The following is a 25643-nucleotide window of genomic DNA, read 5'->3' on the forward strand; positions in this document are numbered from 1 at the left end:
GAGGCAAAAATGAAAGTATTATTTGAGCAAGTTCAATTACAATCCCCATTGGTGCATAGTATTATGAACTATGTAACCGTAAACGATTGCGCTAATGTGATTTTAGCAGCCGGTGGTTCACCGCTGATGGCTGATGACCAAGAAGAAGTTGCAGATATTGTTTCTATCAGCAAGGCCTTGTATATCAATGTGGGTACCCTAAACCGTAGAACGATTGAGTCCATGAAGATTGCGGGAAAACGAGCCAATGAAATGGGTATACCAGTTATTCTGGATCCCGTGGGAATGGGCGCGTCACGTTTGAGAAACGATTCTGTAAATGCCTTATTAGAAACCATCCAATTTTCTGTGATCAAAGGTAATATGACGGAAATTCGCGCAATTGATCAAAATTGTCGCACTCGTAATGGTGTGGATGTAGAGTCTGAAGATCAAATTACCAGCGATACCCTAAAGGATGCGATTTCGCTTGCACGGGGCCTTGCAAAGCGGTTTTCATCGGTTGTTGTTATTACTGGAGCCACGGATATCGTTACGGATGGAGAGCGAGTACGAACCATCACTAATGGTCATGCCATGATGTCAAAGATCACGGGAACGGGATGTATGACGGGGAGTTTGATTGGTACTTATGCAGCTGTGGATGCAAATCGTGTTTATGATGCGGCGACGATTGCCGTTTCCATGATGGGATTAGCGGGTGAAAAAGCAGCGGCAATGGCAAGTGAGCGGCAAGAGGGAACAGCAAGCATGAAACGATATTTAATCGATCAAATCATGCGAATCGATGAAGGAGTTTGGAAAGAGGGGGCAAAAATTGAAAATCAAGCCGAGTGATTTATCTCTTTACTTAGTAACAGATCGCAGTTGGAGCCAGGGCGAACAGTTTGTTGGGCATGTGGAAGTGGCACTGAAAAATGGGGTTAGTATCCTGCAAGTCAGAGAAAAACAGGTAGACAGAGAATTGTTTATCAAGAGAGCGGAAGAGTTGAAGGGATTGGCGGCACAATACCAGGTGCCGTATATCATCAATGACGATGTAGAGGTTGCAATAGCAGTCAATGCAGATGGGGTTCATATCGGACAATCGGATCGGTCCGTATTAGAAACCCGCAAAATGATTGGTCAAGATAAAATCCTTGGTGTTTCTACGCAAACCCTCGATCAAGCGATTCGCGCTGAAAAAGAGGGGGCTGATTATTTGGGTGTTGGGGCAGTGTTTCCAACAGCAACAAAATCTGATGCCAGTGAAGTGAGCCATGAAACCCTGAAGGCGATTTGTCGCACAGTCTCGATTCCGGTTGTGGCCATAGGTGGAATTTCAAGAGACAACGTAATGAAGTTGAAAGGTTCAGGGGTAGATGGTGTGGCTGTGATCTCCGCAATTTTAGCGCAAGCCAAGATTGATCAAGCGACCGTCGAATTGAAAGGGCTAAGTCAAAAAATGACCACTGAGGAAATGCCTAAGGTTCTGACCATCGCTGGTTCGGATTGCAGTGGTGGTGCAGGGATTCAAGCGGACCTAAAAACGATGGCGGCCCATGGCTGTTATGGCATGAGTGCAATTACCGCTTTGACCGCACAAAATACAAGAGGTGTTTACGGGGTTGTTAATTGCGATCCAGAGTTTGTAGAAAATCAAATTGATTGCATTTTTGAAGATATTCGACCTGATGCTGTCAAAATCGGTATGGTATCTTCTGCGGAGATTATTCACAGCGTAGCGCAGAAACTGAAAGTCTATCAGCCAGCATTTGTTGTAGTTGATCCAGTTATGGTGGCGACAAGCGGGAGCAAGCTATTGGCGGAAGAGGCGATGGAAGCATTGAAGAAGGAATTGATTCCCTTGGCTACGGTGATCACACCCAATCTCTATGAGGCGGAGTTGCTGGCAGACATGAAGATCTCTTCATCGGAAGATATGATTGAGGCTGCGAAGAAGATCGCATCCTTTTATTCGGGGAATATATTAATTAAGGGCGGTCATCTCGATGATTGCGCCAATGATTGTTTGTTTGCCAATGGTCAAGTAACTTGGTTTGAAGGAAAGCGCATAGCGAATCCCAATACTCACGGAACCGGATGTACCCTTTCTTCTGCCATCGCTAGTAATCTAGCGAAAGGCTGTACGGTCACGGAGAGTATTCGTAATAGTAAGGCTTATATTACAGGTGCCTTGGAGGATATGTTGGACCTGGGGCAGGGCAGCGGACCTTTGAATCATCTCTATCAGACAAAGAAATAAGGAAAACAAAGGAAACAAAAGGAAACGACCTACAGGGTCGTTTCCTTTTGTGTTAGAATATCGGTATAAGAATAAAAGGAGGGGGAAGAATGAGAAAAAACAGACTGGGAAAAACAAATATCGAGGTTTCAGTTATTGGTTTGGGGGGAATTCCTTTACAACGCCTAACCGAAATACAGGCAGGTGAAGTGGTGAAGGCAGCTGTTGATGCTGGAATTAATTTTATCGACACGGCACGCGGCTATACGGTAAGCGAAGAATATATTGGTGCTGCTCTAGAAAAGTATCAATTGCGTGATCGCGTGCATTTGGCAACTAAAACCATGGTGCGTGACTACGAGGGAATGAAGAAAGAACTTGAAACTAGCTTTCGAAATTTACGTACGGACTACATCGATCTTTATCAAGCCCATTTGATTAAAACGGAAGAGCAGTATCAGCAATTTATTAAAGGCGGATACCGTGCCTTGCTGGAAGCTAAAGAGGCTGGTAAGATTGGCGCGATTGGTATTACAGGTCATACGGCTAGCCTTTTGGAAAAAATACTAGACCCTGAGAAATTCGATACCATTCAATTTCCATATAACCCGATTGAAAATCAAGGACAGGCCTTGTTTGAACGCGCTCATGCCAATGATATGGGCGTGATCGTAATGAAGCCTATCGCGGGTGGCGCCTTTGAACGAGGTGATTTGAGTCTTAAATATATCATGCAGAATGAAAATATTACTCTAGCGATTCCTGGTATGGATAGTGTTGAACAGGTTGCTAGCAATGCAAGGATTGGAGAAGATGAAAATCTGCTTACAGAATTAGAAAAAGAAGAGATTCAAGAAATCATTGATCGCTTAGGGTCAGAATTTTGTCGCCGATGCGGATACTGTTTGCCTTGTCCACAGGGAATTGACATTCCAACTCAGTTTCTATTTGAAGGGTACTATAAGCGTTATGATATGAAGGACTGGGCGGTTGGTCGTTATGGAAGCCTAGCGAAGAATGCCTCGGATTGTGTGGAATGCGGAATTTGCGAAGAACGATGTCCATATGATTTACCGATCCGAAAAATGATGAAGAGTGTTGTTCAAACGTTTGAATAATTATTTGAAAAAGCAAGAACCGTCCATTGGACGGTTCTTTTTAATGATCGTTCATATACACTCGGTCCTTAGACTTGTAAAAAGTCATCTAGCGCTGCAAAAAAAGATTCATGATCGATTCCTTCCAGATAATCGGTTGGAACACCTAAGACTGGCAATACAATTTCTAAGTCGTCCAAGGCTGATTTAAATTCATCCATTAAAATGCCGCGTTCTTCTAAAAGGGAGCAGGTTGGGCTTTCATTGATCCCTAGAATGCCTAAAATTTCATATCCATGATGTTGATATTCCTTAATTTGCATCATGGGGTTATGGAGTAGGTCTTTGCAAAGTGCTCGGAATTCGGGGGTGTCGTATTCTTCCCTTGTAGTAGGAGGACGATCTTCTCCCAAGTGCAATAATTCGGGGCAGGGCAATTGAATTAGACCAATCTCTTTATCTAATATTCGTTTAACAATGGCGGTATAGGCACCTTTGGCACGAGCCAAGGGATGTACAACACTGTTTTGATTGAGTATGCAATGGGATACGATTATGATTTTCTTTTTACGATGCATAAAATTCCTCCTTATGGTCTTATTCGTATTATAGCGGATTCGAGAAATCAAGAAAAGATGGAAAGTGATGAAAGTTTCGCAAATAAAAAAAAGGAATCACCTTTATGGCAATTCCTTTCTCTTCTTAGAATTCGGTAATTATTTCTTCTGTGATCTCTTTAATGATTTCTACTGCAAGTTGAACGGTATCTTCAAAATCTCGATAAGAAGCGTAGCAATAATGTGAGTGGACATAACGGGTTGCAATGCCCAATACCAAGGTTGGAACCCCATCATTGGATAAGTGAATCCTGCCGGCATTGGTGCTTCCAGAAAGTCGCACAGCATCTTGGCAAATAATATCATTCTTTTTTGCTATCGATTTTGCAAATCGTATAAATCCTTGATGAGAGACATAGGAGTTGTCTCGGTGGCGAATTTGCGGACCGCCGTGGAGAGCACCTTGTGTTGCGTATTGATCTCGGTATACGTCATCGGCGGGGGACCCTTCAAACACAATGGCAAGATCAGGCTTCACTCGATGGGCGGTTATTTGCGCGCCTCGCGTTCCCACCTCTTCTTGTGCAGCTAGAGCACCTACAACATGAAGAACACTGTCTTCGTTCTGAAGTCGTTTAAGGGTTTCAATGACAGCGGCGCATCCAAGACGATTATCAAATGCTTTTCCCATCATGATTTGATTTCGTTCGTTGTAACGAAATTCTACAAAGGGAACAATGGGAGCCGAGACGGAGATTTTAAAGTCATTAATCACCTCTTCTCTAGAAGTGGCGCCAACATCGATTTGTAAATCTTGATACGTGATTTTTTTTGCTCGTTCTTCCTCTGTCATGAAGTGTGGGGGTTTTGAGGTGACGATCCCCTGGATATACTCTCCGTCATCATTTCGAACCATGACGAGATGAGCTGGGATATTGTGGTCAACCCATCCACCAAGCTTGATAAAATGAAGCAAGCCCTTTTCGTCGATGTTTTGTACCATAAAGGCAACTTCATCGAGATGTCCGTCAAGCAGAATTGTCATATTTTTTCCCTGTTTGTTTTCGAGGTTTAAATAACAATTCATCATGGAATCTCGTTGATAGGAGAGGTCTCCTTTATAAGACTGTACCGTTTTTAACATATTCTCTTCAAACCCAGGTGCGCCATAGCAGTTCGATAGATCTTCAATCATTTTGAGTGTATTCATCATTTTCATTTCCTCTCTGACTTGACATGTATATATATTAATATACTAGATAATTTCATAAAAGTGAAGTGTTTGCTTTAAAATATATGAATTAATCTTGACTTGATTGTAATAGTATAGTAACATCTTTAATAACAAGCTGTAATAAAAAGTGCGTTAGGAGGGGAATTTTGAACATATTAGAGGTTATTGAAGAAAAGAAAAATAATCTTAGTAAAAAACAGCAAATAATTGCACAATTTGTGGTGGATAATAAAAATAGTGTTAGTTTTATGAGTTTAAAAGAGATGAGTTCTGAAATTGGAGTTTCTGAAGTGACAATTTTGAATTTCTGTAAAAGCATAGGTGTAGATTCCTTTACGCAACTAAAAAAGGATTTTCAAAATACAATTAAAGAACGTTTGCATATACCAAATGAAATTCGATCATCACTTGATGAATTAATCAGTAACCAAGAAGCATATGAAAATAGTATTAATATGCATCGAGATAATACAGAGCAAACAATTAAAGCAAATAAGCTAGAGAACATTGATCAGGCAGCGGAGCTGATAAAAAATGCTCGTAGAATCCTGATCTGTGGCCTTGGAGTATCAAAGATCGTTGCTGAGTATTTAAATGCGAGAATCCGTTTACTTAGTCTTAATGCACGGGTTTTAGAAATCGGAGACATCATTGGTACAAGTATGGAACTCGGAACCATCACACAAGAGGATTGCTTCATATTGGTAGCATTTCCTGTATACTCACAAAATGTAGTTGGTCTTTCAAGATTTTTGCATAAAAGAAAGTTGCCATACATTGCAATTACTGATACAAACGAATCACCCATTGCAATAAATGCATCAAGTGTTTTGTTATGCAATAGCAAAGCCTTGGTCTTTCAAAATTCAATTTCAACGCCTTTGTTTTTAGCGGAAATTCTATTGGATACGCTTAGTTATAAGATGAAGGATCAGTTGTTGGTATCGCTTGATGAGTTGGAAGAAGTTAGAAAGGCTTTATCGGTAGAGTTGTTAAATGATTAATGGATTCTCATTATATAGAAAATACATAATTTTAGGAGGAAAGCAAATGTCAAAGAAAGTAAAAGCAATTTCGTTACTTATGCTATGTTTGATTCTGCTACTAACAGCTTGTGCACCAGCAGAATCTGCAGCTCAAGAGTCGAATGACTCTGGTGAAGCAAGTGTTGAATCAGAGTATGCAAAAAGAATTACCATTGGTCGTCTGGGGGATGCCGCATATTTGGATCCGAATCAGGCAGTCGGGGTTGCAGAAATCACAATCACGCAACAAATTTACGAAGGACTTGTAAAAGCAAGTGAAGATTGTAAGTCTATCGTTCCTGCGTTAGCAAGTGACTGGACCATTAGTAAGGACGCATTGGTATACACATTCAATCTTCGTCCAGATATCAAGTTTTCAGATGGATCAGCAGTGACGGGTGCAGACTGGGAATGGTCTTTGATACGAGCGCGGGACGCCGAAACTTCTGGCTATCGTTTTGCAGCGGAGCCAATTGAAAGCGTTGAGTCGGATGGTAAAACAGTTGTTATTACACTGAAAGAACCTTCTGCATCATTCTTGGGTAACTTGTGTATGTTCAACTTGACATTGGGATCAAAAGCACATTGGGATGCAGTAGGAGAACAAACCTATGCACAACAACCTTTGGGCACAGGACCTTATATGCTAAAAGAATGGAATAAAGAAGAGAATATTCTGCTTGTGAAAAATCCTTATTATTGGAGAGAGGGTATTCCGTTCACAGAAGAGTTGAACTACAAAGTCGTTGGTGATGACAACACAAGATCGCTTCAATTGCAATCAGGCGACATTGATATCATGATGGATGTTCCATTTTCTATGGTTAGTCAAATAGAAACAAGCCAAAATGTAAAGATCCATACATTCCCATCAACTCAAATTCGTTATTTCATTCTGAATACAACTCAAGCCCCTTTGGATAATCAAAAAGTTCGACAAGCGATTGGCATGGCAATTGACAAGCAGGAATTAGCGGATATCGTTACTTCAGGGTTTGGAAAGCCAGCAGAATCATTATTGTCTGACACACAAATTCAATGGTTCTTTGATGACTTGGCGTACAACGAGTACGATGTGGATGCTGCAAAAGCATTGTTGGATGAAGCTGGCTATCCAGATGGAGTCGAGTTTACCATTTCTGTCCGCTCTGGATCTCAAGTATACGAGCAGGTTGCAGTCATGTTGAAATCTCAATTGGCCAAGGCTGGAATTAATGTTGAGCTTGAAATGCTTGAGCGTGCGTCACTCTCTGAAAAATATCAAACCTTATCGCATGAAGCAACAATTTTACAATGGGTTGATGATTTTCCAGATCCTTCAGGAATTATGGGATGGACAATTGATTATGATCAATGTCATGCATGGTATACAGGATTGAATGATGAGGATTTAGATCAGTTTAATGCTGCGGCAAATGTAGAACTGGATCTTGAAAAACGTATGGAAATGTACGACGAGATTCAACAACGCATTTATGACAATGCGAATGTAATTCCACTATTCAGTAATGCTTTTGTTTGGGCATCGTCAGACAAGGTTGAGAATTTGAAGGTAACTCCTTTCTATGTTCAGATTACGGATAACCTTAAAATGAAAAAATAGGTTGAACGGGTTGGATAGGAGTCTAGAGTTCTGAATCTAGGCTCCTATTTCATTGCCTTTATTTTGAACGAGGAAGGAAATGACATGAACGGACTTAATTATATACTAAAAAGAATTTTACAAATAATCCCTGTAATTTTTATTATTTCAATTTTGATTTTTCTTATGCTTAGAGCAATTCCCGGCGACCCAGCGAGACTTGTTTTAGGTGAGAAGGCGACGATTGAATCGATTGATGCCATGCGAGAAAAACTAGGTCTTAATGAATCCTACGTGGTACAGTATGGTAAATTTATCAAAGGGATAGTTTCCTTAGATTTAGGAACCTCGCTCACCTATCAGAGACCAGTCATTGAGCTACTTCAATCAAGAGTAAAAATAACTTTGATGCTTACCTTGATTTCCACATTTTTTTCACTTTTAATCAGTTTTCCCTTGGGATACTATGCTGGCAAGTATAAGGATAGTGTATTTGATCAAATTATTAAATCTGGTGCCTTGGCTGCTGTATCCATGCCATCATTCTGGATTGGTTTATTATTAATGATTTTGTTTGGTGTAAAGTTGAGATGGCTGCCTGTCGGTGGTTGGGGAGATACATTTTTTGAACAAATTCGATCTTTAATCCTTCCAGGACTGACCATGTCATTGCTGACCAGTGCCTTGCTGATTCGTAATATTCGGAATTCTGTTGTTGACATCAGCAATATGGATTATGTGGATTTTGCACGCAGCAAAGGAATATCAGAACGAGCCGTCAAGAATAGACATATCCTACGAAATGCATTGATTTCTACAGTTACCTTATTGTTGATGCGGATGGCCTACATGCTAGGTGGCAGCGTGATTATTGAGACAGTTTTTTCATTGCCTGGTATAGGAAAACTGATGGTTGACTCTATTTTTGGACGAGATTATGCAGTGGTACAAGCCTTGGTGATGTTGTTTGCGATGATCATCTTGCTAATCAATTTGTTAACGGATATTATCTATTCATTCCTTGACCCAAGGGTGAAGTTCTGATGAGTGCGATAGAGAGGAATACGATGATGAGACATACAAAAAAAAGAGAAATTCCTATTTGGGCAAAAAAACCTGCATTTGTTGTGGGAATCATAATTGTATTGACTGCAATTTTGATATCATTCTTTCCCCAATTTATCGCGCCTTATGATCCAATTGAAGTGAATTCGAAAGCGATTTTAGTTGCACCAAGCGCAGAACATTTTTTTGGAACCGATAATTTTGGTCGAGATGTGTTCTCTCGTGTTATTTGGGCGGCAAGAATTGACTTGCAAATTGGTGTTTTTGCGACCATTGTTCCTTTAATTTTCGGAAGTATGATGGGATTGATTGCTGGATATTATGGTGGAATCGTCGATAATATTTTGATGCGAATTATTGATATATTGATGACATTTCCATTCACAATCCTCGTGATTGTGATCATGACAATTTTGGGTCAGGGAATGAAAAACATATATATTGCAATATGGCTTGTCGGTTGGATGGCCTATGCAAAATTGGTGCGTGGAGAAGTATTGGTATTGAAAAATGCGGAATTTATTGAAGCGGCTCGCGTCACAGGATTTTCAGACAAGCGGATTTTATTGCGGCATATGTTGCCGAATGTGGTAAGTTCAGCGGTCGTATTTGCGGCTTCCGACGTGGTTTTGTGTATGTTGACAGGAGCCAGCATGAGCTTCTTGGGCTTGGGTGTTCAACCACCGACACCTGAATGGGGTGCGATCTTAAATGAAGGTAGAGCCTATATAATGAATGCTTGGTGGATTACATTTTTCCCTGGACTATTTATGGCAATCACAGGAATTGGATTCAGTCTTCTCGGTGATGGATTGACTGATTTTCTAAGGACAAAAGGGAAATAGGAGGTTGCGCATATGAATAAACTACTGGAAGTGAAAGACTTACAGACTCATTTTATTATGAAAAAAGAAGTGGTAAAGGCTGTGGACGGAGTAAGCTTTTCCATTAATGAGAAAGAGACGTTTGGCTTGGTTGGAGAGTCGGGTTCAGGCAAGAGTCAAACTTGTCGATCAATTTTAGGCTTAGTGAAAAAGCCAGGGAAAGTAGTCGGTGGTGAAATCCTATATAAAAAAGAAGACGTCGTAAAAATGTCTAAAGATCAATTGAGAAAAATTCGCGGCCATGAAATTAGTATTATCTTTCAAGAGCCGATGACTTCTTTGAATCCGGTATTAAAAATAAGAAAACAAATTTTTGAGGCCTTTGATCGAACGAATATGACAAAAGAAGAGAAACGGAAGAAGTCAATTGAGCTCTTGAAACTTGTTGGAATTCCTTCACCAGAAACGAGAATGGAAGAATACACGCATCAATTTAGCGGGGGTATGAGACAGCGTGCTATGATTGCAATTGCACTTGCTTCGGAACCAAGTTTGCTGATTGCAGATGAACCAACAACGGCACTTGACGTTACGATTCAGGATCAAATCATGCAATTGTTGAATCAGTTAAAAGAAGAATTGGGAATGAGTATTCTCTTAATTACACATGACTTAGCTGTCGTTGCGCAAATGTGTGATCGAGTAGCCGTTATGTATGCTGGTATGATTGTTGAGATGACTGATACCTATACCTTGTTTTCAACACCTCGACATCCCTATACCAATGCATTAATCCAGTCTTTACCAAATCAAAAAGGGACAAAAGAACGACTCGAGCCCATTCATGGTGCACCTCCAAATTTAGCCGATTTACCAACTGGGTGTCCATTTCATCCACGTTGCAAGTTTGCTGAAGAGATTTGTAGAACGAGTCGACCAGAGCTGACAGACCTAACAAACACACATCAAGTACGTTGTCATTTTTTGAATAAAACAATAGGATTTAAAGGGACATTCACGCCTAATAAGAAGCTAGGAGGTCGTGATGGAGAAAATAGTTGAGGTAAAAAATCTCGTAAAATGGTTTCCGCTGAAGTATGGAATTGCGGATAAATTGATGCGAAAGCAAAGAAAATATGTAAAAGCAGTTAATGATGTCACCCTTGCGGTTTTTAAGGGAGAGAACTTGGGCGTTGTTGGGGAGTCTGGGTGCGGGAAAAGCACGTTAGCAAGAAATATTATCAGATTATATGAACCGACAGATGGAAACGTATTGATTAATGGGGTGGATATTACAAAAATGAAAGGACGTAAATTGCGGGAAATACGTCCTATGATGCAAATGATTTTCCAAGATCCATATTCATCATTAAACCCTAGAATGACTGTATACGAAGTGCTATCCGAAATTTTAACTGTTCATAAAATGGTTGAAAAACAAGAGATACCCAATCGAGTAAAAGAATTGCTTGAAATGAGTGGTTTGTCCATGGAAATCGCAGACCGTTTTCCTGGAGAGTTTTCGGGTGGTCAGAGGCAGCGTATTGGCATTGCACGAGCTTTGGCCTTGGAACCGGAATTGATTATCGCTGATGAACCGGTGTCAGCGTTGGATGTCTCCATTCAAGCGCAGATCATAAACTTGCTCGATGACTTGCAAAAGAAATTGGGCTTAACGGTTATTTTCATATCGCATGACTTGGGTGTTGTTCGGTATGTAACAGATCGAGTAGCGGTTATGTATTTAGGTTCTGTTGTAGAATTGGGTGAAACGGAAAAAATCTTTAATAAACCCTATCATCCTTATTCCTATGCTTTAACCAAAGCGGCGCCATCGTTGGATCCAACAGATCGAAAACGTGAGCAAATTATCGAGGGTGAAATTCCGAGTCCGATTAATTTGCCTTCGGGATGCAAATTTCATAAGCGTTGCAAGTGGTGCCAAGAAATCTGTAAAACAGACGATCCTGTATATCGAGAGATCGAATCTGGTCGTTTTGTTGCTTGCCATTTTCCATTGGGACAAAAGGAAAGAAAAGGAGAATAAGTCATGAGATTAAGTGATATTACATCAAAAGAGTTTGAGGATAAAAGAGAGTGTGTTGATATTGTTGTGATTCCAGTAGGTTCTTTAGAGGCGCATGGCCAGCATCTTCCTTTAGGAACAGATATTTTCGCACCAGGATTGATCTGCGACCGCATTGAGAAACGGATGGGGGATCGTGCATGGATTGCACCTGGAATTTCGTATGGTCAAAGTGATTCCTTGTCGGTCTATCCGGGGACAATAACCATTCCATCAGAAGTAATGGCAGAGTATGTTTTTTATGTTGGAAAGAGTTTTTATGACCAAGGCGTAAAGAAAATTATTCTGATGAACGGGCATGGTGGAAATGTTGTGGCTTTGCGATTGGCTGCAGAAAAACTTTCTCGCATTGGAGCAGCGGCAGTTGTAGTGAATTGGTGGATGGATTATTTAGATGATATACTGACCATAACAAAAACTAGAGGTCATGCTGGAGAAGATGAAACTTCTGCCATGATGTACTATAATGAGGACTTGGTTGATATGAGCACGCTGTTTACGAATCTTCACAAGTCTAAATATCGTGTTTACTTTCCAAATTCGGGACTTATTGATTTGAAGCATGCAGTTACAGGTGATCCGACGGAAGCCAGTAGAGAAAAAGGCGAGAAGATTTTTGATATGCTTGAAGAAAAAATGTGTGAACTGATTACTTTTATGGAAAATGAAGAGTATCTTGTAAACGAGGACTAGTCGTAATGGTTGGATACTTTTTAACAAGTGAGAATGTATATGAAAAGGAATAAAGGGGATTCTTATGATGAAGCTCATTAAAAATGTGCATATATTTACACCTGAAGATGAAGGCATAAAGGATATTCTTATTTGTTTTGATAAGATTATGAAAATCGATAAAAATATCTCGCTTGAGTTGGAAGACTTTGAAATCATTGATGGAAGCAACCTGATTGCCGTACCGGGATATATCGATCAGCATGTTCACATTACCGGTGGAGGTGGCGAAGGCGGTATGCATACTCGTGTTCCTGAAGTTATGCTTTCTGATCTCGTAAAAAATGGGATTACTACGGTCGTTGGATTGCTTGGAACCGATTCGGTTACCCGGAATGTAGAATCTCTTCTTGCTAAAACGAAAGCCTTGAATGAGGAAGGCATCACAGCCTATATGCTGACGGGTGCATATGAGTTTCCTTCTCCAACGATAACCGGAAGTGTTAAGAAAGACATTTCCATGATCCAAGAAATTATCGGTGTGAAAATTGCAATTTCTGATCATCGGGATTCCAGAATCACCATTCAGGAACTTTCTCGCTTAGCCACAGAAGCAAGGGTGGGTGGGTTGATTGGAGGAAACGCCGGACTTGTTACCTTGCACTTGGGGGATGGGAAGGAAGGACTAGAGCCGATTCGACGCATTGTCGAAGAAACCGATATTCCCATGAAGCATTTCCTTCCTACTCATATTAATCGAAACTCACGTCTTTTAGCCGAGGGGCTTGATTATGCAAGAAGTGGCGGTTTTATTGATCTCAGTGCAACTAAAAATCCAGTCTCTTCTCCTGCAACTATTGTGTCGAAATTGGAGGATGATTTTCCGTTTGAAAGGATTACGTTCAGTTCTGATGGGAATGGTAGTACTTCAAGCTATGACGACCATGGAAACTTGCTTCGAATTTCTGCTATGTCGGTTGATACGATGCCCTATCAAGTTAAGACCTTGGTTTGTGAAAATGAATTTTCTGTTGAGAAAGCAGTTCGGTTTGTCACCACCAATGTAGCAAAGGTTCTTAGCATTTATCCTCAGAAGGGGACTTTACAAGTTGGTTCTGACGCTGATCTTGTTTTGCTGGACAAACAGTATCAAGTTGATACTGTTTTTGCAAAAGGAAGAATGATGATGAAAAATAAAGAAATTCTCGTAAATGGAACTTATGAAAGCTAACATAAAGGTTCTATTGCGTAGATCAATAAGTGAAAACAACGCTAGACTACTTGAGTGATTAAGTAGTCTTTTTTTATATGAAATAAGACTATTTGATTATTATCAAAATAAAGTTTAATATAATAGTATAAGAAATTATTGGAGGTGTGAAAATGCCATTATCAGACTTTATTAAAGAAAAAATTACAGGGAAACCAGCAAAGATAAATGGACCGATGTTTTTAAAAGAAACGAGTGATGCGAAGAAACAGCTAGAGATGCTGAGATCGTATCGACAGACTTGTCCAAAGTCTGTACAAAAAGAGGTCGATCGAGACATCAAGTTTCTATCCTATGGCATTTATGGAGAATCTCAGGTTGCTTATGAATTAAGGAATTGTTTTCTACCGATCATTATTTTGCATGATTTACATATCGTATACAAGGGATTAGAGGCTCAGATCGATTACTTAATAGTAACTCAATACGAGGACATTGTGATCGAGTGTAAAAATTTGATCGGCAACATTGAAGTGAATGCAAAAGGCGATTTTATAAGAACAACCAATTTTAATGGAAGTAAGAAAAGGGAAGGCATTTATAGCCCGATTACTCAAAATCAAAGGCATCTTCAATTATTGAAAAAAATAGCTATTGATCGTCAAAGCAATATTGTTATGAGGAAAGGCGTTAATTACTTTTTTGAAGAGGCGCATAAGTCGATCATAGTATTAGCTAATCCCAAAACTATTGTTAATCTACGCGTAGCAAAAAAGGAAGTAAAGGATCAGATTATTCGCTGCGATCAATTAAATGCATATTTAAAGAAGATGGCGTCTGACAGCAAGGTACCAAAAAGCTCTGGCGAAGAAATGTTTAAAATAGCTTCGCGATATTTGGACTTACATCAGCCGAATCGGAAAGACTATACAAAAAAATATAGCGCAAGAGAAGATAACCATAAGAGTTTGGATACAAAAAAGGGTAAGACTGAAGAACTGAAAGAAAGCAAAGAAGTTTATGCGAATACGCAAGGGATCCGTGAGGTGTTGAAAGCATATCGATATAATAAAAGTAAAGAAGAAGGTGTGAAAGCGTATTATATTTACAGCAATGCGCAGATGGAAGCGCTGATGGTTGCGAAACCAAAAACGACTAATGAAATAATGAAGATAAAGGGATTTGGTCGCGTTAAATGCGATAAGTACGGGGAAGACTTGATTCGAATCCTAAGAGAGTATAAAGAATGATTGTGGAGTGAGCGTTTATATGTCTTGATCAATAAGTGACTTCACGTTATGATCAGACAAAGGGGGAATGGGAATGAAATATGAAGTTGTGTTCCTTGATGCAGATGGGACGGTGTGGGATTTTAAACGTTCCGAGGAAAAGGCATTTCTTTCTACGCTGAAAAGTTATGGTGTTGAAGAAAATCTAGAGGGTGTTTATCGGCGTTACAGCAGGATTAACGAACTACTTTGGGAACGATTGGAACAAGGGACGATAAAAAAAGACGAACTTCGCCGAAAAAGGTTTGAAGATCTGTTTGCCGAGTTTCAGTTCAAGATTCCTATTGATGAATTCAGCCGAGAATACTTGGCCGCAATCGCACAGGGAAAAGATCTGATTGATGGTGCAGAAGATATCTGTCGATATTTGAGCGAACGATACAGAGTTGTGGTTGTAACCAATGGGATGAAGGAAACGCAGAATAGTAGAATGGCGGGTTCTACATTGGAGCCTTTCATTGAGAAGATGATTATTTCAGATGAAATTTCAATAGCAAAACCGGAACCTGGAATATTTGAATATGCAATGAATGCAATTGGATACAAAGATAAAGAGCGTGTAATTATGATTGGAGACTCTTTAAGTGCGGATATTGCAGGAGGTGTGAATTTCGGCATTGACACTTGCTGGATCAACCCTTCAAAACTTGTTGCTGGCAACAACATAGTACCGACTTATGAAATTATGGATATACGAGAACTAAAAAATATACTTTGATCGAGAGCGGCTAAGACAGTCGTTCTTTTTTTATGATAAATTGTGATGCTAATCACTGTATATATATTTATAAACCCATATGATAGAGATATCGAAAAAAGGGGATGAATAATAATAGTAGCCTAAATATCAAAAAACTAACATTTGAGAAATATGAACATGGTGTTGTTTTCGAAAATTATAAAGGAGGTTCAAGATGTTTCAAATTAATGAAAAAGTTCAATGGGTTGGGAAAATCGATTGGGAATTGAGAAAATTCCATGGAGACGAGTATTCCACGCATCGTGGTTCTTCATATAATTCATACCTGATTCAAGACGAGAAAGTTGTTTTGATTGATACGGTTTGGCGTCCCTTTGCAAAGGAATATGTTGAAGAGTTGAAAAAAACAATTGATTTGAATCAGATCGATTATATCATTGCCAATCATGGAGAAATTGATCATAGTGGCGCTTTGCCTGAGCTGATGAGAGAAATTCCCGATGTGCCAATCTATTGCACGAAAAATGCAGTTAAATCGCTAAAGGGGCAGTATCACGAAGACTGGAATTTCGTAACCGTTAAAACTGGAGATACCTTGGATCTTGGACAAGGAAAATTGGTATTTATTGAAGCCCCCATGTTGCATTGGCCTGATAGTATGTTTACGTACTATACGAAGGATGAGATTCTGTTCAGTAACGATGCATTTGGGCAGCATTTTGCCTCTGAATTGATGTTCAATGATCTTGTGAATCAAGCTGAATTATATCAAGAAGCGACGAAATATTATGCCAATATTCTAACTCCATTTAGTTCGTTTGTAACGAAAAAGATTAATGAGGTTATGGGATTGAATGTGCCAGTCGATATGATTTGTCCATCCCATGGGATTATTTGGAGAGATAATCCTACACAAATCGTAGAAAAATATTTGGAATGGGCTGATAATTACCAGGAAAATCAAGTCACGATTATTTATGATACTATGTGGGATGCAACCCGTAGGATGGCTGAAGAAATCGCTGCAGGGATTAAAGCTGTAGACCCTAGTTTGAATATTAAACTATTTAATGTTGCGAGCACAGATAAAAATGATGTGATTGCGGAAGTATTTAAAGCCAAGATGGTTGTTGCGGGTTCGTCTACAATTAACAAGGGAATTTTGTCTGCGATGGCGGCCGATCTAGAAATTATAAAAGGATTGCAGTTGAAAAATAAGAAAGCAGCTGCTTTTGGCAGTTATGGATGGAGTGGGGAATCTCCAAAACAGATTCAAAAAGAATTAACAGAAGCTGGATTTGAGGTTTGGAAAGATCCTTTGGGTACGCTATGGAATCCAGACGAAGAGGCGCGCGAGACATGCAGGGAATTTGGGCGAAAATTGGCAGATTGGTTGAAACCTTAGAAGAGATGAATGGGTATAAAGACAGTAGCTTTTATAGTTGCTGTCTTTTTAAATGAAAAAAATGTACGCTGAGGAGAAAAAACATGCGAAAAATACAAAAACTATATAAGGGGAGGCGATCGAAAGTTGGTGCCGGAGTGAAGCTGATACGAGTTTTTAGTTTTTACGATGCGGAACGACTAGATCCATTTTTGCTACTTGATTATTTCGATTCCAAGAATCCGGATGAGTATAAGCGCGGGTTACCTTGGCATCCTCATCGGGGTATGGAGACGATTACCTATTTGATTCACGGCCGAATTGATCACGGTGACAGTCTCGGAAACAATGGTATAATCGAACCTTTGAGCTGTCAGTGGATGACTGCTGGCAGAGGTGTTTTGCATCAAGAGATGCCTCAAAAAACACCGTGGATTTTAGGCTGTCAATTGTGGTTAAACCTACCAAAATCTAGGAAGTTAACAAATCCTGTATATCGGGAAATTACAGAAAAGGACCTTGCAATTTATGAAGATGATCAAGTTCATATAAAGGTGATTAGTGGTGTCTTTAGACATACAAAAGGACCCATTTGTAAAAAAAATAAGGAACTTACATATTTTGATGTAACGGTATTTCCAGGCAAAACATTTTCGTGGAAAATTGAAAAATCAAAGCAATGTTTTATTTTAAGAATTGATGGTGAATTGTCCATTGCAGGTGAGATTTTTAAGACGAGAGGTGCATTGTTGACCATGGAAGAAGAAATTCGTATAGAAACGCAACGTGGTGGGCGATTTTTCCTGATTGCAGCCGAGCCGTTGAAAGAGCCGGTGGCATGGCAAGGGTCGATTGTAATGAATACACAAAAGGAAGTAGAAGAGGCATACCACGATTTAGAAGAAGGCACTTTTACTCGCTAAGAGCTGTCTGTATGCAGGAATTTTCTTAACAATTTCAGCCATTGTGCATTTTTTGTTGGCACTAGAAATCAAAGAAGGAGTTGAATTAACAATCAGGGTCTCGGATCAATTCCGAGATCTTTTTATGGTATAATTTGGCTAGTAGAAAGAAGGTGAATGGACCTCTTGGGATATCGACAGATGTGCTGAAGGGATCTCCATTTAATAATTTCATGATTCCTGGGCTGATTCTTTTCGGTTTTATTGGATTGGGGAATTGCTTCTCGGGTATCTTAGCCTGGCGGGGATCTAAGGCGACGGGTATTATCTCAGGATTCTTTGGATGTGGGCTTATGATTTGGATTATGGTTCAATGCTGGGTCCTGGGGGACGTTGTTGTTTTACATGTTCTGTATTTCATTTTGGGACTCATTCAAGGCTTGCTAGGAGTGAGAATGAGGATGAGAAATCGACAATTTCCATTTTCGCTGTTCCTCGATAAGAAGTAGAATTATAATAATATTGAAAGTAAAATTGGAGGCGTACAATGAATTTATCTATGAAAAAAGACTGGAAGAAATCTGCATTTGATGGGTTGCTGATACCTATGTTTGAAGAAGAATTGGCTTTTGAAGGCCTTGAGGTTCCCTTCGAGCAATTGATGGAAACGAAGCGCTTTGAAGGTAAGGTTGGATCGCATTATACCATAACGAAATTGCAAGATGGGCTCTTTGTAAATATTGTGTTGTTGGGTCTGGGAAAACGTGGTGAGATCGGATATCGAAAATTGCTGAATGTTTTGGGCGATGGATTTCGAACATTGAAGAAACAAAAGGTGAAAAAAGGTGCCCTTGTCTTTGATCGTGGGAATCTTGCATCCAATGATACCTATGTAAAAGCAGCGGTTGAAGCGTCTATTATGGCAGACTACCTTTTTGATGATTTCAAATCGAAGCAAGAGGGTGAAGAATCGGAAGAACTTGATTTTTCAATCCTTGTTGAAGATCCCGATCAATATGTTCATGTTTTTGAAGAGGCGGAGATTCTGGCAACGGCGAATTTAGTAGCCCGAGATTTGGTGAATCAACCGGCAAATGTGATCAATTCTGTTACTTTGGCACAGCGGGTCGAGGAATTAGGCAAAGAAAACGGGTTTGAAGTCGAGATTAAAGAACTAGAAGAAATTCAAGCCCTGCAGATGGAAGCCTTTCTTTCAGTTGCTCGGGCATCGGATATCGAACCTCGATTGATCATCATGCGTTATATGGGAGATCCTGCAAGCGATGAGATCCTTGGATATGTGGGAAAGGGATTGACCTATGATGCCGGCGGGCTGTCCATTAAACCGACAGCTAGCATGGTGACCATGAAAGATGACATGGGTGGTTCGGCTGCTGTTATTGGAGCTATGTGCGCAATTGCAGAGGCAAAGCTTAAACGTAATGTTGTAGCTGTTGTAGCGGCATGTGAGAATATGATTTCCGGCTCTTCTTATCGACCTGGAGATATTATTGGATCCATGGGTGGCAAGTCGATCTTTATCGGCAATACAGATGCAGAGGGGCGTCTTACATTAATTGATGCCATGCATTATATCGTAAATGAAGAGAAGGTAACCAAGGTGTTGGATATTGCGACCCTGACGGGAGCAGCCTTGCATTGTACGGGGAGCGCAGCCTCTGTGGCCATTGCTACAGATGATCAGTTTTTCGCAGATGTTAACGAATCATTTTCTCTTAGTGGAGAGCAGATTTGGCGAATGCCGATTTTTGACGAATATAAGGAATTGATCAAGCATGAAGAGGCGGATTTGACCAATACAGCCGGGAAACCAGGAACCATAACTGCGGGACTGTTTATTGGCGAATTTAATGGTGGTTTGCCATGGGTGCATATCGATATTGCTGGGACCATCTGGTCGACAAAGGAAGAAGGTATTTTATCCAAAGGCGGCACAGGCATTGCAGTGAGACCGCTTTACTATTTGGCTAAAGCATAGTATGGTATAAAGAGAGATCGAAGGGACTAGTCTTTGCGGTCTCTTTTTATGAAGAATATATGGAAAGTAGGAATGAAAATGGATGGAACGAAGAGAAGCAATATCAAGATAGGTAGCAGAGTCAAGATTGTGCAAAAACCACATCAACGGACTGGAGAGCTTACAGAGGGTCTTGTGGCTCGTCTTTTAACAAAATCGAAGACGCATCCCCATGGGATCAAGGTGATGCTGGACAATGGAATTGTTGGACGCGTTAAAGAAGTGTTGGAAGGATAGAGTTGACAGAATCTTTAAAAATTATATAATAGAGAGAATATCAAGAACTTCTGGAGGAATTATGAAAAAAGGAATTCAACGGTTAGACGATATTTTATTCTATAACAAGGAATTTGTAGAAAACAAAAAATATGAGCAGTATGAAACATCCAAGCATCCTGAGAAGAAGATGGTTGTCTTATCATGTATGGATACTCGATTAACAGAGCTGCTGCCTCAGGCTATGAATATAAAAAATGGTGATGCTAAAATTGTGAAAAATGCTGGTGCAACCATTATGCATCCCTTTGGTAGCATTGTCAGAAGTATTCTGGTTGCCGTATACGAGTTTGAAGCGGAAGATCTCTTTGTTGTTGGCCATTATGGTTGTGGTATGAGTAATCTGGACGGTGGTCTTTTGTTGGAAAAGATGAAAAAACGTGGCGTTACTCAAATGACGATCGATACTCTTCAGTACTCGGGTATCGATGTGGAATCCTGGTTGCATGGATTTGAGTCGGAGAAAGCAGCTGTTGAAGAGAGTGTAGAAGCCTTAGTAAACCATCCCTTGATGCCAAGTGGGGTACGCGTTCATGGCTTGCTGATGGATCCTGCAACGGGGAAGTTGGACGTTGTGATCGATGCAAGTAAATAATAAAAAGGAACACAGGCAACAGCTATAACAAGCGGTTGCCTGTGTTTTTGTATGTTTTTGGCATTTCCTGATATAATAATAGAAAGAATGGATTAAAGGAGGATTATAATGGGAATTTTTATTGGTTTAGGTGTTGTTGTTGTCATTATTGGGTTTGTTATTTCGCTGTATAACCGACTGGCGAAATTGAATGTGAATGTGGAAGAATCGTTCTCATCCATGGATGTGTATTTGAAAAAACGATATGATTTGATTCCTAACTTGGTAGAAACGGTGAAGGGCTATGCCTCTCACGAAAAGGAAACACTGGAGCGAGTTATTCGGGCGAGAAACAGTGCCATGTCTGCGACGGATCCCGGAGAAGTACTAGAAGCAAACAATCAATTGGCTATGGGATTGAAATCAATCTTTGCCTTGGCTGAAAGCTATCCGGACCTTAAAGCCAATGAAGGATTTGTGAATCTGCAGAATCAACTGACAAAAATTGAAGAGGATATTTCTAATGCAAGATTGTACTACAATGGCAACGTGAAGATCTTCAACAAAGCAATTGTGGTATTCCCGAATGTCATTATCGCAAATATGATGGGATTTGAGAAGAAACCATTCTTTGAAATTGAAGAAGCGGAACGCGAAACTGTTCGCGTACAGTTTTAGGGCAGGACCATGAAAAAGTGGCTTGTCAACGGATTAATCATTCTCTGTCTGACCCTTGCTTTTCAAGGGGCGGCTTTTGCCGATCAATACTACAATATAAAAAACTATGACGTGAAGATCGATGTTGCCGAAGATAATACCTATGCGATTCGAGAGACCATCGATGTGTATTTTAATCAGGCGCGGCATGGGATCTATCGGGATATCCCCATTCGAAACTACGGATATTCTCATAGAATTGAAGGCTTGCGGGTATATGATCCAGTGACGAGGAAAGCTATTCCTTTTGAAAGCAGTCAATCTGGTTCTGAAATGAGCATTAAAATTGGCGATCCAGATGAGTATGTGGCTGGGGATCAGACTTATCGCATTGAATATAGCTACGATGGCGGAGATGATCGAACTCGAGATTATGATGAATTCTATTTCAACCTGATTGGGAACGCGTGGGATTCGACGATTGACTCGGTTACCTTTCGAGTGACCATGCCTAAATCTTTTGATTCTTCAAAATTAAATGTGACGGCCGGCAGAGCGGGATCCACAGACAATAGCCAAGTAAGTTGGGAAGTTAAAGGGAACGTAATCACTGGTGAAGCCCTTGGTTTAAGACCTTTTGAGGGTCTTACTGTCGCCCTTAATTTACCACAGGGCTATTATGAGGATGTATCAGAGCCTTATTCCATGATTTGGATCATTGTCCTTTACGGATTATTAGTCCTTGCTTTGATCGGAGCAATACTTGTTCGTAATGGCAATTTTAAAAGTAGCCAAATTGTGCCTGTATTAAGTTTTTATCCACCTGATGACTTGAATCCAGCAGAAATGGCTTATGTGTTTGGAGAAGAACAGTTAAGCAATGAGAACGTTGCGTCTTTGATTGTCTATTGGGCGTCTAAGGGATATCTTCGTATTGTAGAAGATGAAAAACCGGGACTATTTGGCAACAAAGAAGAGGTGTATTTCGAGCGTCTTGTTGAGTCCTCACAGTTGCCGTCAGGATACGAGAGAATCTTGTTTAGTGAATTGTTTGCTTATGGCTATGGAGATACAGTTCATATTGATGATTTAAAAGAAAAATTCTATGAGGATTTAAATGTCACCCGGGAATTTATTCGGGATCAATATCGAGACGAGCGCGAAATATTGGAAAACAAGACGCAATATGGTGCTGGCGCAATTGCATTTTTGATCATGCTTGTTTCCACGTTCTTATTGGCTCCCTATGTCCAAGTCATTCTTGGAATTCCATTTCTTGGTGCTTTAATACCCACTGCTATTGTTCTTTTGATTCTTTGGTTGATTCCTTATGCCATTGCATCGAGAAGACCTGGGAGACGTGGGGCAAAAAAAGGTGTGAAAATTGTTAGGTATTTGTTCACGGGTATTTTTCTTAGCCAATTTTTCATTGTGTCGCGGGTTATATTTAGAGACATACAATGGAGCGAGATTTCTTTTTCAAGTTTGATGCTCTATCCATTGATTGCTTTGGTTTTATACATTGCTGTGATGTATTCTATTGGAAAAGTGAAACGCTATACACCGTTTGCTCAGGATCTCCTGAATCGTATTCACGGATTTAAGAATTTTTTGGAGACGGCGAAGCTTGATAAGCTTCATATGCTTTTTAAGGAGAATCCAGAATACTTCTATGATATGCTGCCTTATGTGATGATCTTTGGATCAACGGAGATCTGGGACGAGTATATGCGCATGATTGCGGTGACGGGTCCAGACTGGTATGTGTCTAATCGACCATTTAGGGCGTATTATATGATGAATACAGTCAATCATTCATTTGCGCGAATGAGCGCTGCGCCTCAACAAAGTTCTTCTGGCGGTGGTTCTGTCGGCGGAGGCGGCGGAGGCGGCGGAGGCGGTTCCTGGTAAGAAAGAGGGTAGAAGCGAGTCGATTATGACTCGCTTTTTTTTATAGATAAAAATGCGGGTATATACACTTTGAAATGCTTTAAATATAAGGGGGTATGGAAATGATTGAGTTACCAGAAGCCATGGTTTTAGCGAAACAATGTAATCAATTTATTGTTGGAAAAGTAATCGAAGAAATCCGAGTCAATCAAAGTCCGCATAAGTTGGCCTGGTTTGTTGGGGACCCGGAAGATTATATCAAAAAATTGACCGGAAAGACGATTGAAAAGGCTTCGGCCATTGCGGGGTTTATTGAATTAAAGATTGAGGATGTTCGTCTTGCATTTAGCGATGGTGTTCAATTGCTCTATACGCAAGAAGGCAAACAAATTCCTAAAAAACACCAATTGATGATTCGATTTACGGATCAATCTGTATTTACGGCCAAAGTTCAGATGTATGGTGGAATATGGTGTTTTCAACCGGATGAATGGGAGAACAAGTACTATGAAATTGCAAAAGTGAAACCATCGCCTTTAACAGAATCATTTTCAGAGGCATATTTCAAACAGCTGATGTCGAGTGAAAAGATGATGAAACTGAGTGCAAAGGCCTTTTTGGCGACAGAACAGAGAATTCCAGGATTGGGGAATGGGATCTTGCAAGATATCCTTTTTGCGGCGGGCATTCACCCAAAGCGAAAGCTATATACATTTTCAGAGAGTGAGAAAAGTATTCTGTATTCCGAACTGATCGCTGTGATTAAGATGATGGTAGAACAAAATGGGCGCGATACAGAGAAGGATCTTTTTGGAAATCCTGGTGGATATGGTACTAAAATGAGCCGTAAGACTGTCGGGAAGCCCTGTCCAAAATGTGGAGAACCGATACAAAAGCAAGCATATATGGGAGGGAGTGTATATGCTTGCCCGAATTGCCAAATAGAGTAGAAGTTGAATCATAAAGATTGACAACGTTTTCTCGAAGAGACCAAAAGTCGATAAAAAGATCACAGAACCGCATGAATTCATATGCGATTTTGTGATCTTTTTCACATTATGACCAAAAAATGAGGAGTATGAAGACAATTAAATGAGAATGACCAAAAGTAGAATTTTCTGAATGCAAACGTTATCATGAGAACAAGAAACAGGAAGAGGAGTGAGAAAATGGATTACAAGAAAAAAAGTTTAGAATTACATGAAGCGTTTAAAGGCAAACTAATGATTCGGTCCAAGGTGCCTGTTGCAACAAATGATCAACTCAGTGTCGTGTATACGCCTGGTGTTGCAGAGCCCTGTCGGGAAATTGCAAAAAGAAAAGAGGAGGTATATCGCTATACGGCAAAAGGGAATTTGGTTGCGGTCGTAACGGATGGAACGGCAGTACTGGGACTCGGTGATATTGGACCAGAAGCTGCAATGCCTGTTATGGAAGGAAAGGCAGTATTGTTTCAAGAATTTGCAGATGTAGATGCATTTCCGATTTGCTTAGACACGAAAGACGTGGATGAAATTGTTGCAATAGTCAAAGCTATGGCACCGACATTTGGGGGAATAAACTTGGAAGACATCTCTGCACCGAGGTGTATTCTGATCGAAAAACGTCTGAAAGATGAATTGGATATTCCTGTATTTCATGATGATCAACATGGAACTGCAATTGTTGTTGCTTCAGCCTTGATGAATGCATGTAAGCTGACAAAAAGAAGCATTCAAGAGACTAAGATTGTTGTGAATGGAGCTGGAGCTGCGGGTAGTGCAATAACAAAGATTTTGCTTTCAATGGGTGCGCAGCACGTTTTAGTTTGTGATCGTATGGGCATACTCTACCGAGGTATGGATGAACTGGATTTTCTAAAAGAAGAATTGTCTAATCGAACAAATCCAGATAATCAACAAGGCTTGCTTGCTGACGCATTGAAAGGTGCCGATGTGCTGATTGGAGTTTCAGCGCCAGGAGTCGTGACTAAGGCGATGGTTGCCTCCATGAACAAAGAAGCTATTGTTTTCGCTATGGCCAATCCAACACCTGAGATTTTACCAGACTTAGCCTTGCAGGCAGGTGCGAGAATTGTTGGAACGGGCAGATCGGATTTTGCAAATCAAATCAATAATGTTTTGGCTTTCCCTGGTGTATTTCGCGGAGCATTGGATGTTCGTGCCAGTGATATTAATGAAGAAATGAAAATTGCTGCTGCGACAGCGATCGCATCGATTATTGAGGATGATGAATTGTCAGATACTTATATCATTCCTGATCCCTTCGATCCGCGTGTAGCAGAGCGAGTTTCAAAGGCTGTTGCTGAAGCTGCTCGTATGAGTGGTGTAGCAAAAATAAGTAAGGAGGAGGAATAG

At 40.3% G+C, this 25643-nt stretch carries 25 protein-coding genes; 23 read left to right on the top strand and 2 right to left on the bottom strand.

Translation table 11 applies throughout. The features are described 5' to 3' along the window. Nucleotides 1-9: 9 nt before the first annotated feature. The 3 genes from thiM (at nucleotide 10) to AC25CA_RS07725 (ending at nucleotide 3342) form a co-directional block, all read left to right on the top strand. On the top strand, nucleotides 10-837 hold the full coding sequence (thiM, locus tag AC25CA_RS07715) for a hydroxyethylthiazole kinase (protein WP_486816485.1): 828 nt from the start codon (nucleotides 10-12) through the stop codon (nucleotides 835-837). Continuing rightward, nucleotides 818-2245: a bifunctional hydroxymethylpyrimidine kinase/phosphomethylpyrimidine kinase gene (gene thiD / locus AC25CA_RS07720; protein ID WP_486816486.1), complete on the top strand. Its 1428-nt coding sequence runs from the start codon at nucleotides 818-820 to the stop codon at nucleotides 2243-2245. The genes thiM and thiD overlap by 20 nt, the downstream gene beginning before the upstream one ends. A gap of 89 nt (nucleotides 2246-2334) precedes the next feature. After that, complete coding sequence (locus AC25CA_RS07725) at nucleotides 2335-3342, top strand: aldo/keto reductase (protein WP_486816487.1); 1008 nt, start codon at nucleotides 2335-2337, stop codon at nucleotides 3340-3342. A gap of 68 nt (nucleotides 3343-3410) precedes the next feature. On the opposite strand, the gene AC25CA_RS07730 is transcribed toward AC25CA_RS07725, so the two are convergent. Together AC25CA_RS07730 and AC25CA_RS07735 are read right to left on the bottom strand one after the other, a co-directional pair. Next, nucleotides 3411-3899, bottom strand: coding sequence for a CD3072 family TudS-related putative desulfidase (locus tag AC25CA_RS07730; RefSeq protein ID WP_486816488.1), 489 nt, complete (start codon nucleotides 3897-3899; stop codon nucleotides 3411-3413). Between the two features lie 124 nt (nucleotides 3900-4023). Next, on the bottom strand, nucleotides 4024-5091 hold the full coding sequence (locus AC25CA_RS07735) for a M42 family metallopeptidase (protein WP_486816489.1): 1068 nt from the start codon (nucleotides 5089-5091) through the stop codon (nucleotides 4024-4026). 167 nt (nucleotides 5092-5258) lie between these two features. Here AC25CA_RS07735 and AC25CA_RS07740 point away from each other — a divergent pair, with 167 nt between their 5' ends. The 20 genes from AC25CA_RS07740 to AC25CA_RS07835 all read left to right on the top strand — a co-directional run bounded on the left by AC25CA_RS07740 (nucleotide 5259) and on the right by AC25CA_RS07835 (nucleotide 25643). Beyond that, on the top strand, nucleotides 5259-6116 hold the full coding sequence (locus AC25CA_RS07740; protein WP_486816490.1) for a MurR/RpiR family transcriptional regulator: 858 nt from the start codon (nucleotides 5259-5261) through the stop codon (nucleotides 6114-6116). A gap of 46 nt (nucleotides 6117-6162) precedes the next feature. Further along, nucleotides 6163-7740 (top strand): ABC transporter substrate-binding protein, encoded by a 1578-nt coding sequence (locus tag AC25CA_RS07745; RefSeq protein ID WP_486816491.1) that lies wholly within the window; start codon nucleotides 6163-6165, stop codon nucleotides 7738-7740. A gap of 84 nt (nucleotides 7741-7824) precedes the next feature. Then, nucleotides 7825-8763 carry an ABC transporter permease gene (locus tag AC25CA_RS07750; RefSeq protein WP_486816492.1) on the top strand — a complete coding sequence of 313 codons (939 nt, stop codon included), beginning with the start codon at nucleotides 7825-7827 and terminating at the stop codon, nucleotides 8761-8763. Between the two features lie 23 nt (nucleotides 8764-8786). Next, nucleotides 8787-9629, top strand: coding sequence for an ABC transporter permease (locus tag AC25CA_RS07755; RefSeq protein ID WP_486816493.1), 843 nt, complete (start codon nucleotides 8787-8789; stop codon nucleotides 9627-9629). Nucleotides 9630-9641: 12 nt separating this feature from the next. After that, the gene (locus tag AC25CA_RS07760) at nucleotides 9642-10670 is read left to right on the top strand and encodes an ABC transporter ATP-binding protein (RefSeq protein ID WP_486816494.1); all 1029 of its coding nucleotides are present in this window, start codon (nucleotides 9642-9644) and stop codon (nucleotides 10668-10670) included. Next, on the top strand, nucleotides 10654-11655 hold the full coding sequence (locus tag AC25CA_RS07765; RefSeq protein ID WP_486816495.1) for an ABC transporter ATP-binding protein: 1002 nt from the start codon (nucleotides 10654-10656) through the stop codon (nucleotides 11653-11655). The genes AC25CA_RS07760 and AC25CA_RS07765 overlap by 17 nt, the downstream gene beginning before the upstream one ends. 3 nt (nucleotides 11656-11658) lie before the next feature. Then, nucleotides 11659-12387, top strand: a complete 729-nt coding sequence (locus AC25CA_RS07770) for a creatininase family protein (RefSeq protein WP_486816496.1) — start codon at nucleotides 11659-11661, stop codon at nucleotides 12385-12387. Between the two features lie 64 nt (nucleotides 12388-12451). After that, nucleotides 12452-13597 carry a beta-aspartyl-peptidase gene (iadA, locus tag AC25CA_RS07775; RefSeq protein ID WP_486816497.1) on the top strand — a complete coding sequence of 382 codons (1146 nt, stop codon included), beginning with the start codon at nucleotides 12452-12454 and terminating at the stop codon, nucleotides 13595-13597. A 152-nt stretch (nucleotides 13598-13749) separates the two neighbouring features. Beyond that, nucleotides 13750-14826 carry an NERD domain-containing protein gene (locus AC25CA_RS07780; protein WP_486816498.1) on the top strand — a complete coding sequence of 359 codons (1077 nt, stop codon included), beginning with the start codon at nucleotides 13750-13752 and terminating at the stop codon, nucleotides 14824-14826. A gap of 73 nt (nucleotides 14827-14899) precedes the next feature. Next, the gene (locus tag AC25CA_RS07785) at nucleotides 14900-15583 is read left to right on the top strand and encodes a YjjG family noncanonical pyrimidine nucleotidase (protein WP_486816499.1); all 684 of its coding nucleotides are present in this window, start codon (nucleotides 14900-14902) and stop codon (nucleotides 15581-15583) included. Between the two features lie 196 nt (nucleotides 15584-15779). Beyond that, on the top strand, nucleotides 15780-16970 hold the full coding sequence (locus AC25CA_RS07790; protein WP_486816500.1) for an anaerobic nitric oxide reductase flavorubredoxin: 1191 nt from the start codon (nucleotides 15780-15782) through the stop codon (nucleotides 16968-16970). An 83-nt stretch (nucleotides 16971-17053) separates the two neighbouring features. Beyond that, complete coding sequence (locus AC25CA_RS07795; RefSeq protein WP_486816501.1) at nucleotides 17054-17872, top strand: pirin family protein; 819 nt, start codon at nucleotides 17054-17056, stop codon at nucleotides 17870-17872. A 152-nt stretch (nucleotides 17873-18024) separates the two neighbouring features. Continuing rightward, nucleotides 18025-18360, top strand: coding sequence for a hypothetical protein (locus AC25CA_RS07800; RefSeq protein WP_486816502.1), 336 nt, complete (start codon nucleotides 18025-18027; stop codon nucleotides 18358-18360). 38 nt (nucleotides 18361-18398) lie between these two features. Then, nucleotides 18399-19850, top strand: a complete 1452-nt coding sequence (locus tag AC25CA_RS07805; RefSeq protein ID WP_486816503.1) for a leucyl aminopeptidase — start codon at nucleotides 18399-18401, stop codon at nucleotides 19848-19850. Nucleotides 19851-19928: 78 nt separating this feature from the next. After that, complete coding sequence (locus AC25CA_RS07810; protein ID WP_486816504.1) at nucleotides 19929-20126, top strand: YwbE family protein; 198 nt, start codon at nucleotides 19929-19931, stop codon at nucleotides 20124-20126. Between the two features lie 61 nt (nucleotides 20127-20187). After that, nucleotides 20188-20760: a beta-class carbonic anhydrase gene (locus tag AC25CA_RS07815; protein ID WP_486816505.1), complete on the top strand. Its 573-nt coding sequence runs from the start codon at nucleotides 20188-20190 to the stop codon at nucleotides 20758-20760. A 108-nt stretch (nucleotides 20761-20868) separates the two neighbouring features. Next, a complete protein-coding gene (locus tag AC25CA_RS07820; protein ID WP_486816506.1) occupies nucleotides 20869-21417 on the top strand; it encodes a LemA family protein in 549 nt (182 codons plus the stop codon). 9 nt (nucleotides 21418-21426) lie between these two features. Continuing rightward, entirely contained in the window at nucleotides 21427-23307 is a 1881-nt protein-coding gene (locus AC25CA_RS07825) for a DUF2207 domain-containing protein (protein WP_486816507.1), read from the top strand. A gap of 101 nt (nucleotides 23308-23408) precedes the next feature. Then, nucleotides 23409-24236, top strand: a complete 828-nt coding sequence (locus AC25CA_RS07830) for a DNA-formamidopyrimidine glycosylase family protein (RefSeq protein WP_486816508.1) — start codon at nucleotides 23409-23411, stop codon at nucleotides 24234-24236. Nucleotides 24237-24455: 219 nt separating this feature from the next. Further along, complete coding sequence (locus AC25CA_RS07835; RefSeq protein WP_486816509.1) at nucleotides 24456-25643, top strand: NAD(P)-dependent malic enzyme; 1188 nt, start codon at nucleotides 24456-24458, stop codon at nucleotides 25641-25643.

Source organism: Gottschalkiaceae bacterium SANA, assembly GCA_036323355.1.
GTDB lineage: Bacteria > Bacillota > Clostridia > Tissierellales > GPF-1 > GPF-1.

Coding starts and splice junctions, on each gene's coding strand:
- thiM (WP_486816485.1), top strand. CDS start 10: ATGAAAGTATTATTTGAGCAAGTTCAATTACAATCCCCATTGGTGCAT.
- AC25CA_RS07725 (WP_486816487.1), top strand. CDS start 2,335: ATGAGAAAAAACAGACTGGGAAAAACAAATATCGAGGTTTCAGTTATT.
- AC25CA_RS07730 (WP_486816488.1), bottom strand. CDS start 3,899: ATGCATCGTAAAAAGAAAATCATAATCGTATCCCATTGCATACTCAAT.
- AC25CA_RS07735 (WP_486816489.1), bottom strand. CDS start 5,091: ATGATGAATACACTCAAAATGATTGAAGATCTATCGAACTGCTATGGC.
- AC25CA_RS07745 (WP_486816491.1), top strand. CDS start 6,163: ATGTCAAAGAAAGTAAAAGCAATTTCGTTACTTATGCTATGTTTGATT.
- AC25CA_RS07750 (WP_486816492.1), top strand. CDS start 7,825: ATGAACGGACTTAATTATATACTAAAAAGAATTTTACAAATAATCCCT.
- AC25CA_RS07755 (WP_486816493.1), top strand. CDS start 8,787: ATGATGAGACATACAAAAAAAAGAGAAATTCCTATTTGGGCAAAAAAA.
- AC25CA_RS07760 (WP_486816494.1), top strand. CDS start 9,642: ATGAATAAACTACTGGAAGTGAAAGACTTACAGACTCATTTTATTATG.
- AC25CA_RS07765 (WP_486816495.1), top strand. CDS start 10,654: ATGGAGAAAATAGTTGAGGTAAAAAATCTCGTAAAATGGTTTCCGCTG.
- AC25CA_RS07770 (WP_486816496.1), top strand. CDS start 11,659: ATGAGATTAAGTGATATTACATCAAAAGAGTTTGAGGATAAAAGAGAG.
- iadA (WP_486816497.1), top strand. CDS start 12,452: ATGATGAAGCTCATTAAAAATGTGCATATATTTACACCTGAAGATGAA.
- AC25CA_RS07780 (WP_486816498.1), top strand. CDS start 13,750: ATGCCATTATCAGACTTTATTAAAGAAAAAATTACAGGGAAACCAGCA.
- AC25CA_RS07785 (WP_486816499.1), top strand. CDS start 14,900: ATGAAATATGAAGTTGTGTTCCTTGATGCAGATGGGACGGTGTGGGAT.
- AC25CA_RS07790 (WP_486816500.1), top strand. CDS start 15,780: ATGTTTCAAATTAATGAAAAAGTTCAATGGGTTGGGAAAATCGATTGG.
- AC25CA_RS07795 (WP_486816501.1), top strand. CDS start 17,054: ATGCGAAAAATACAAAAACTATATAAGGGGAGGCGATCGAAAGTTGGT.
- AC25CA_RS07805 (WP_486816503.1), top strand. CDS start 18,399: ATGAATTTATCTATGAAAAAAGACTGGAAGAAATCTGCATTTGATGGG.
- AC25CA_RS07810 (WP_486816504.1), top strand. CDS start 19,929: ATGGATGGAACGAAGAGAAGCAATATCAAGATAGGTAGCAGAGTCAAG.
- AC25CA_RS07815 (WP_486816505.1), top strand. CDS start 20,188: ATGAAAAAAGGAATTCAACGGTTAGACGATATTTTATTCTATAACAAG.
- AC25CA_RS07820 (WP_486816506.1), top strand. CDS start 20,869: ATGGGAATTTTTATTGGTTTAGGTGTTGTTGTTGTCATTATTGGGTTT.
- AC25CA_RS07825 (WP_486816507.1), top strand. CDS start 21,427: ATGAAAAAGTGGCTTGTCAACGGATTAATCATTCTCTGTCTGACCCTT.
- AC25CA_RS07830 (WP_486816508.1), top strand. CDS start 23,409: ATGATTGAGTTACCAGAAGCCATGGTTTTAGCGAAACAATGTAATCAA.
- AC25CA_RS07835 (WP_486816509.1), top strand. CDS start 24,456: ATGGATTACAAGAAAAAAAGTTTAGAATTACATGAAGCGTTTAAAGGC.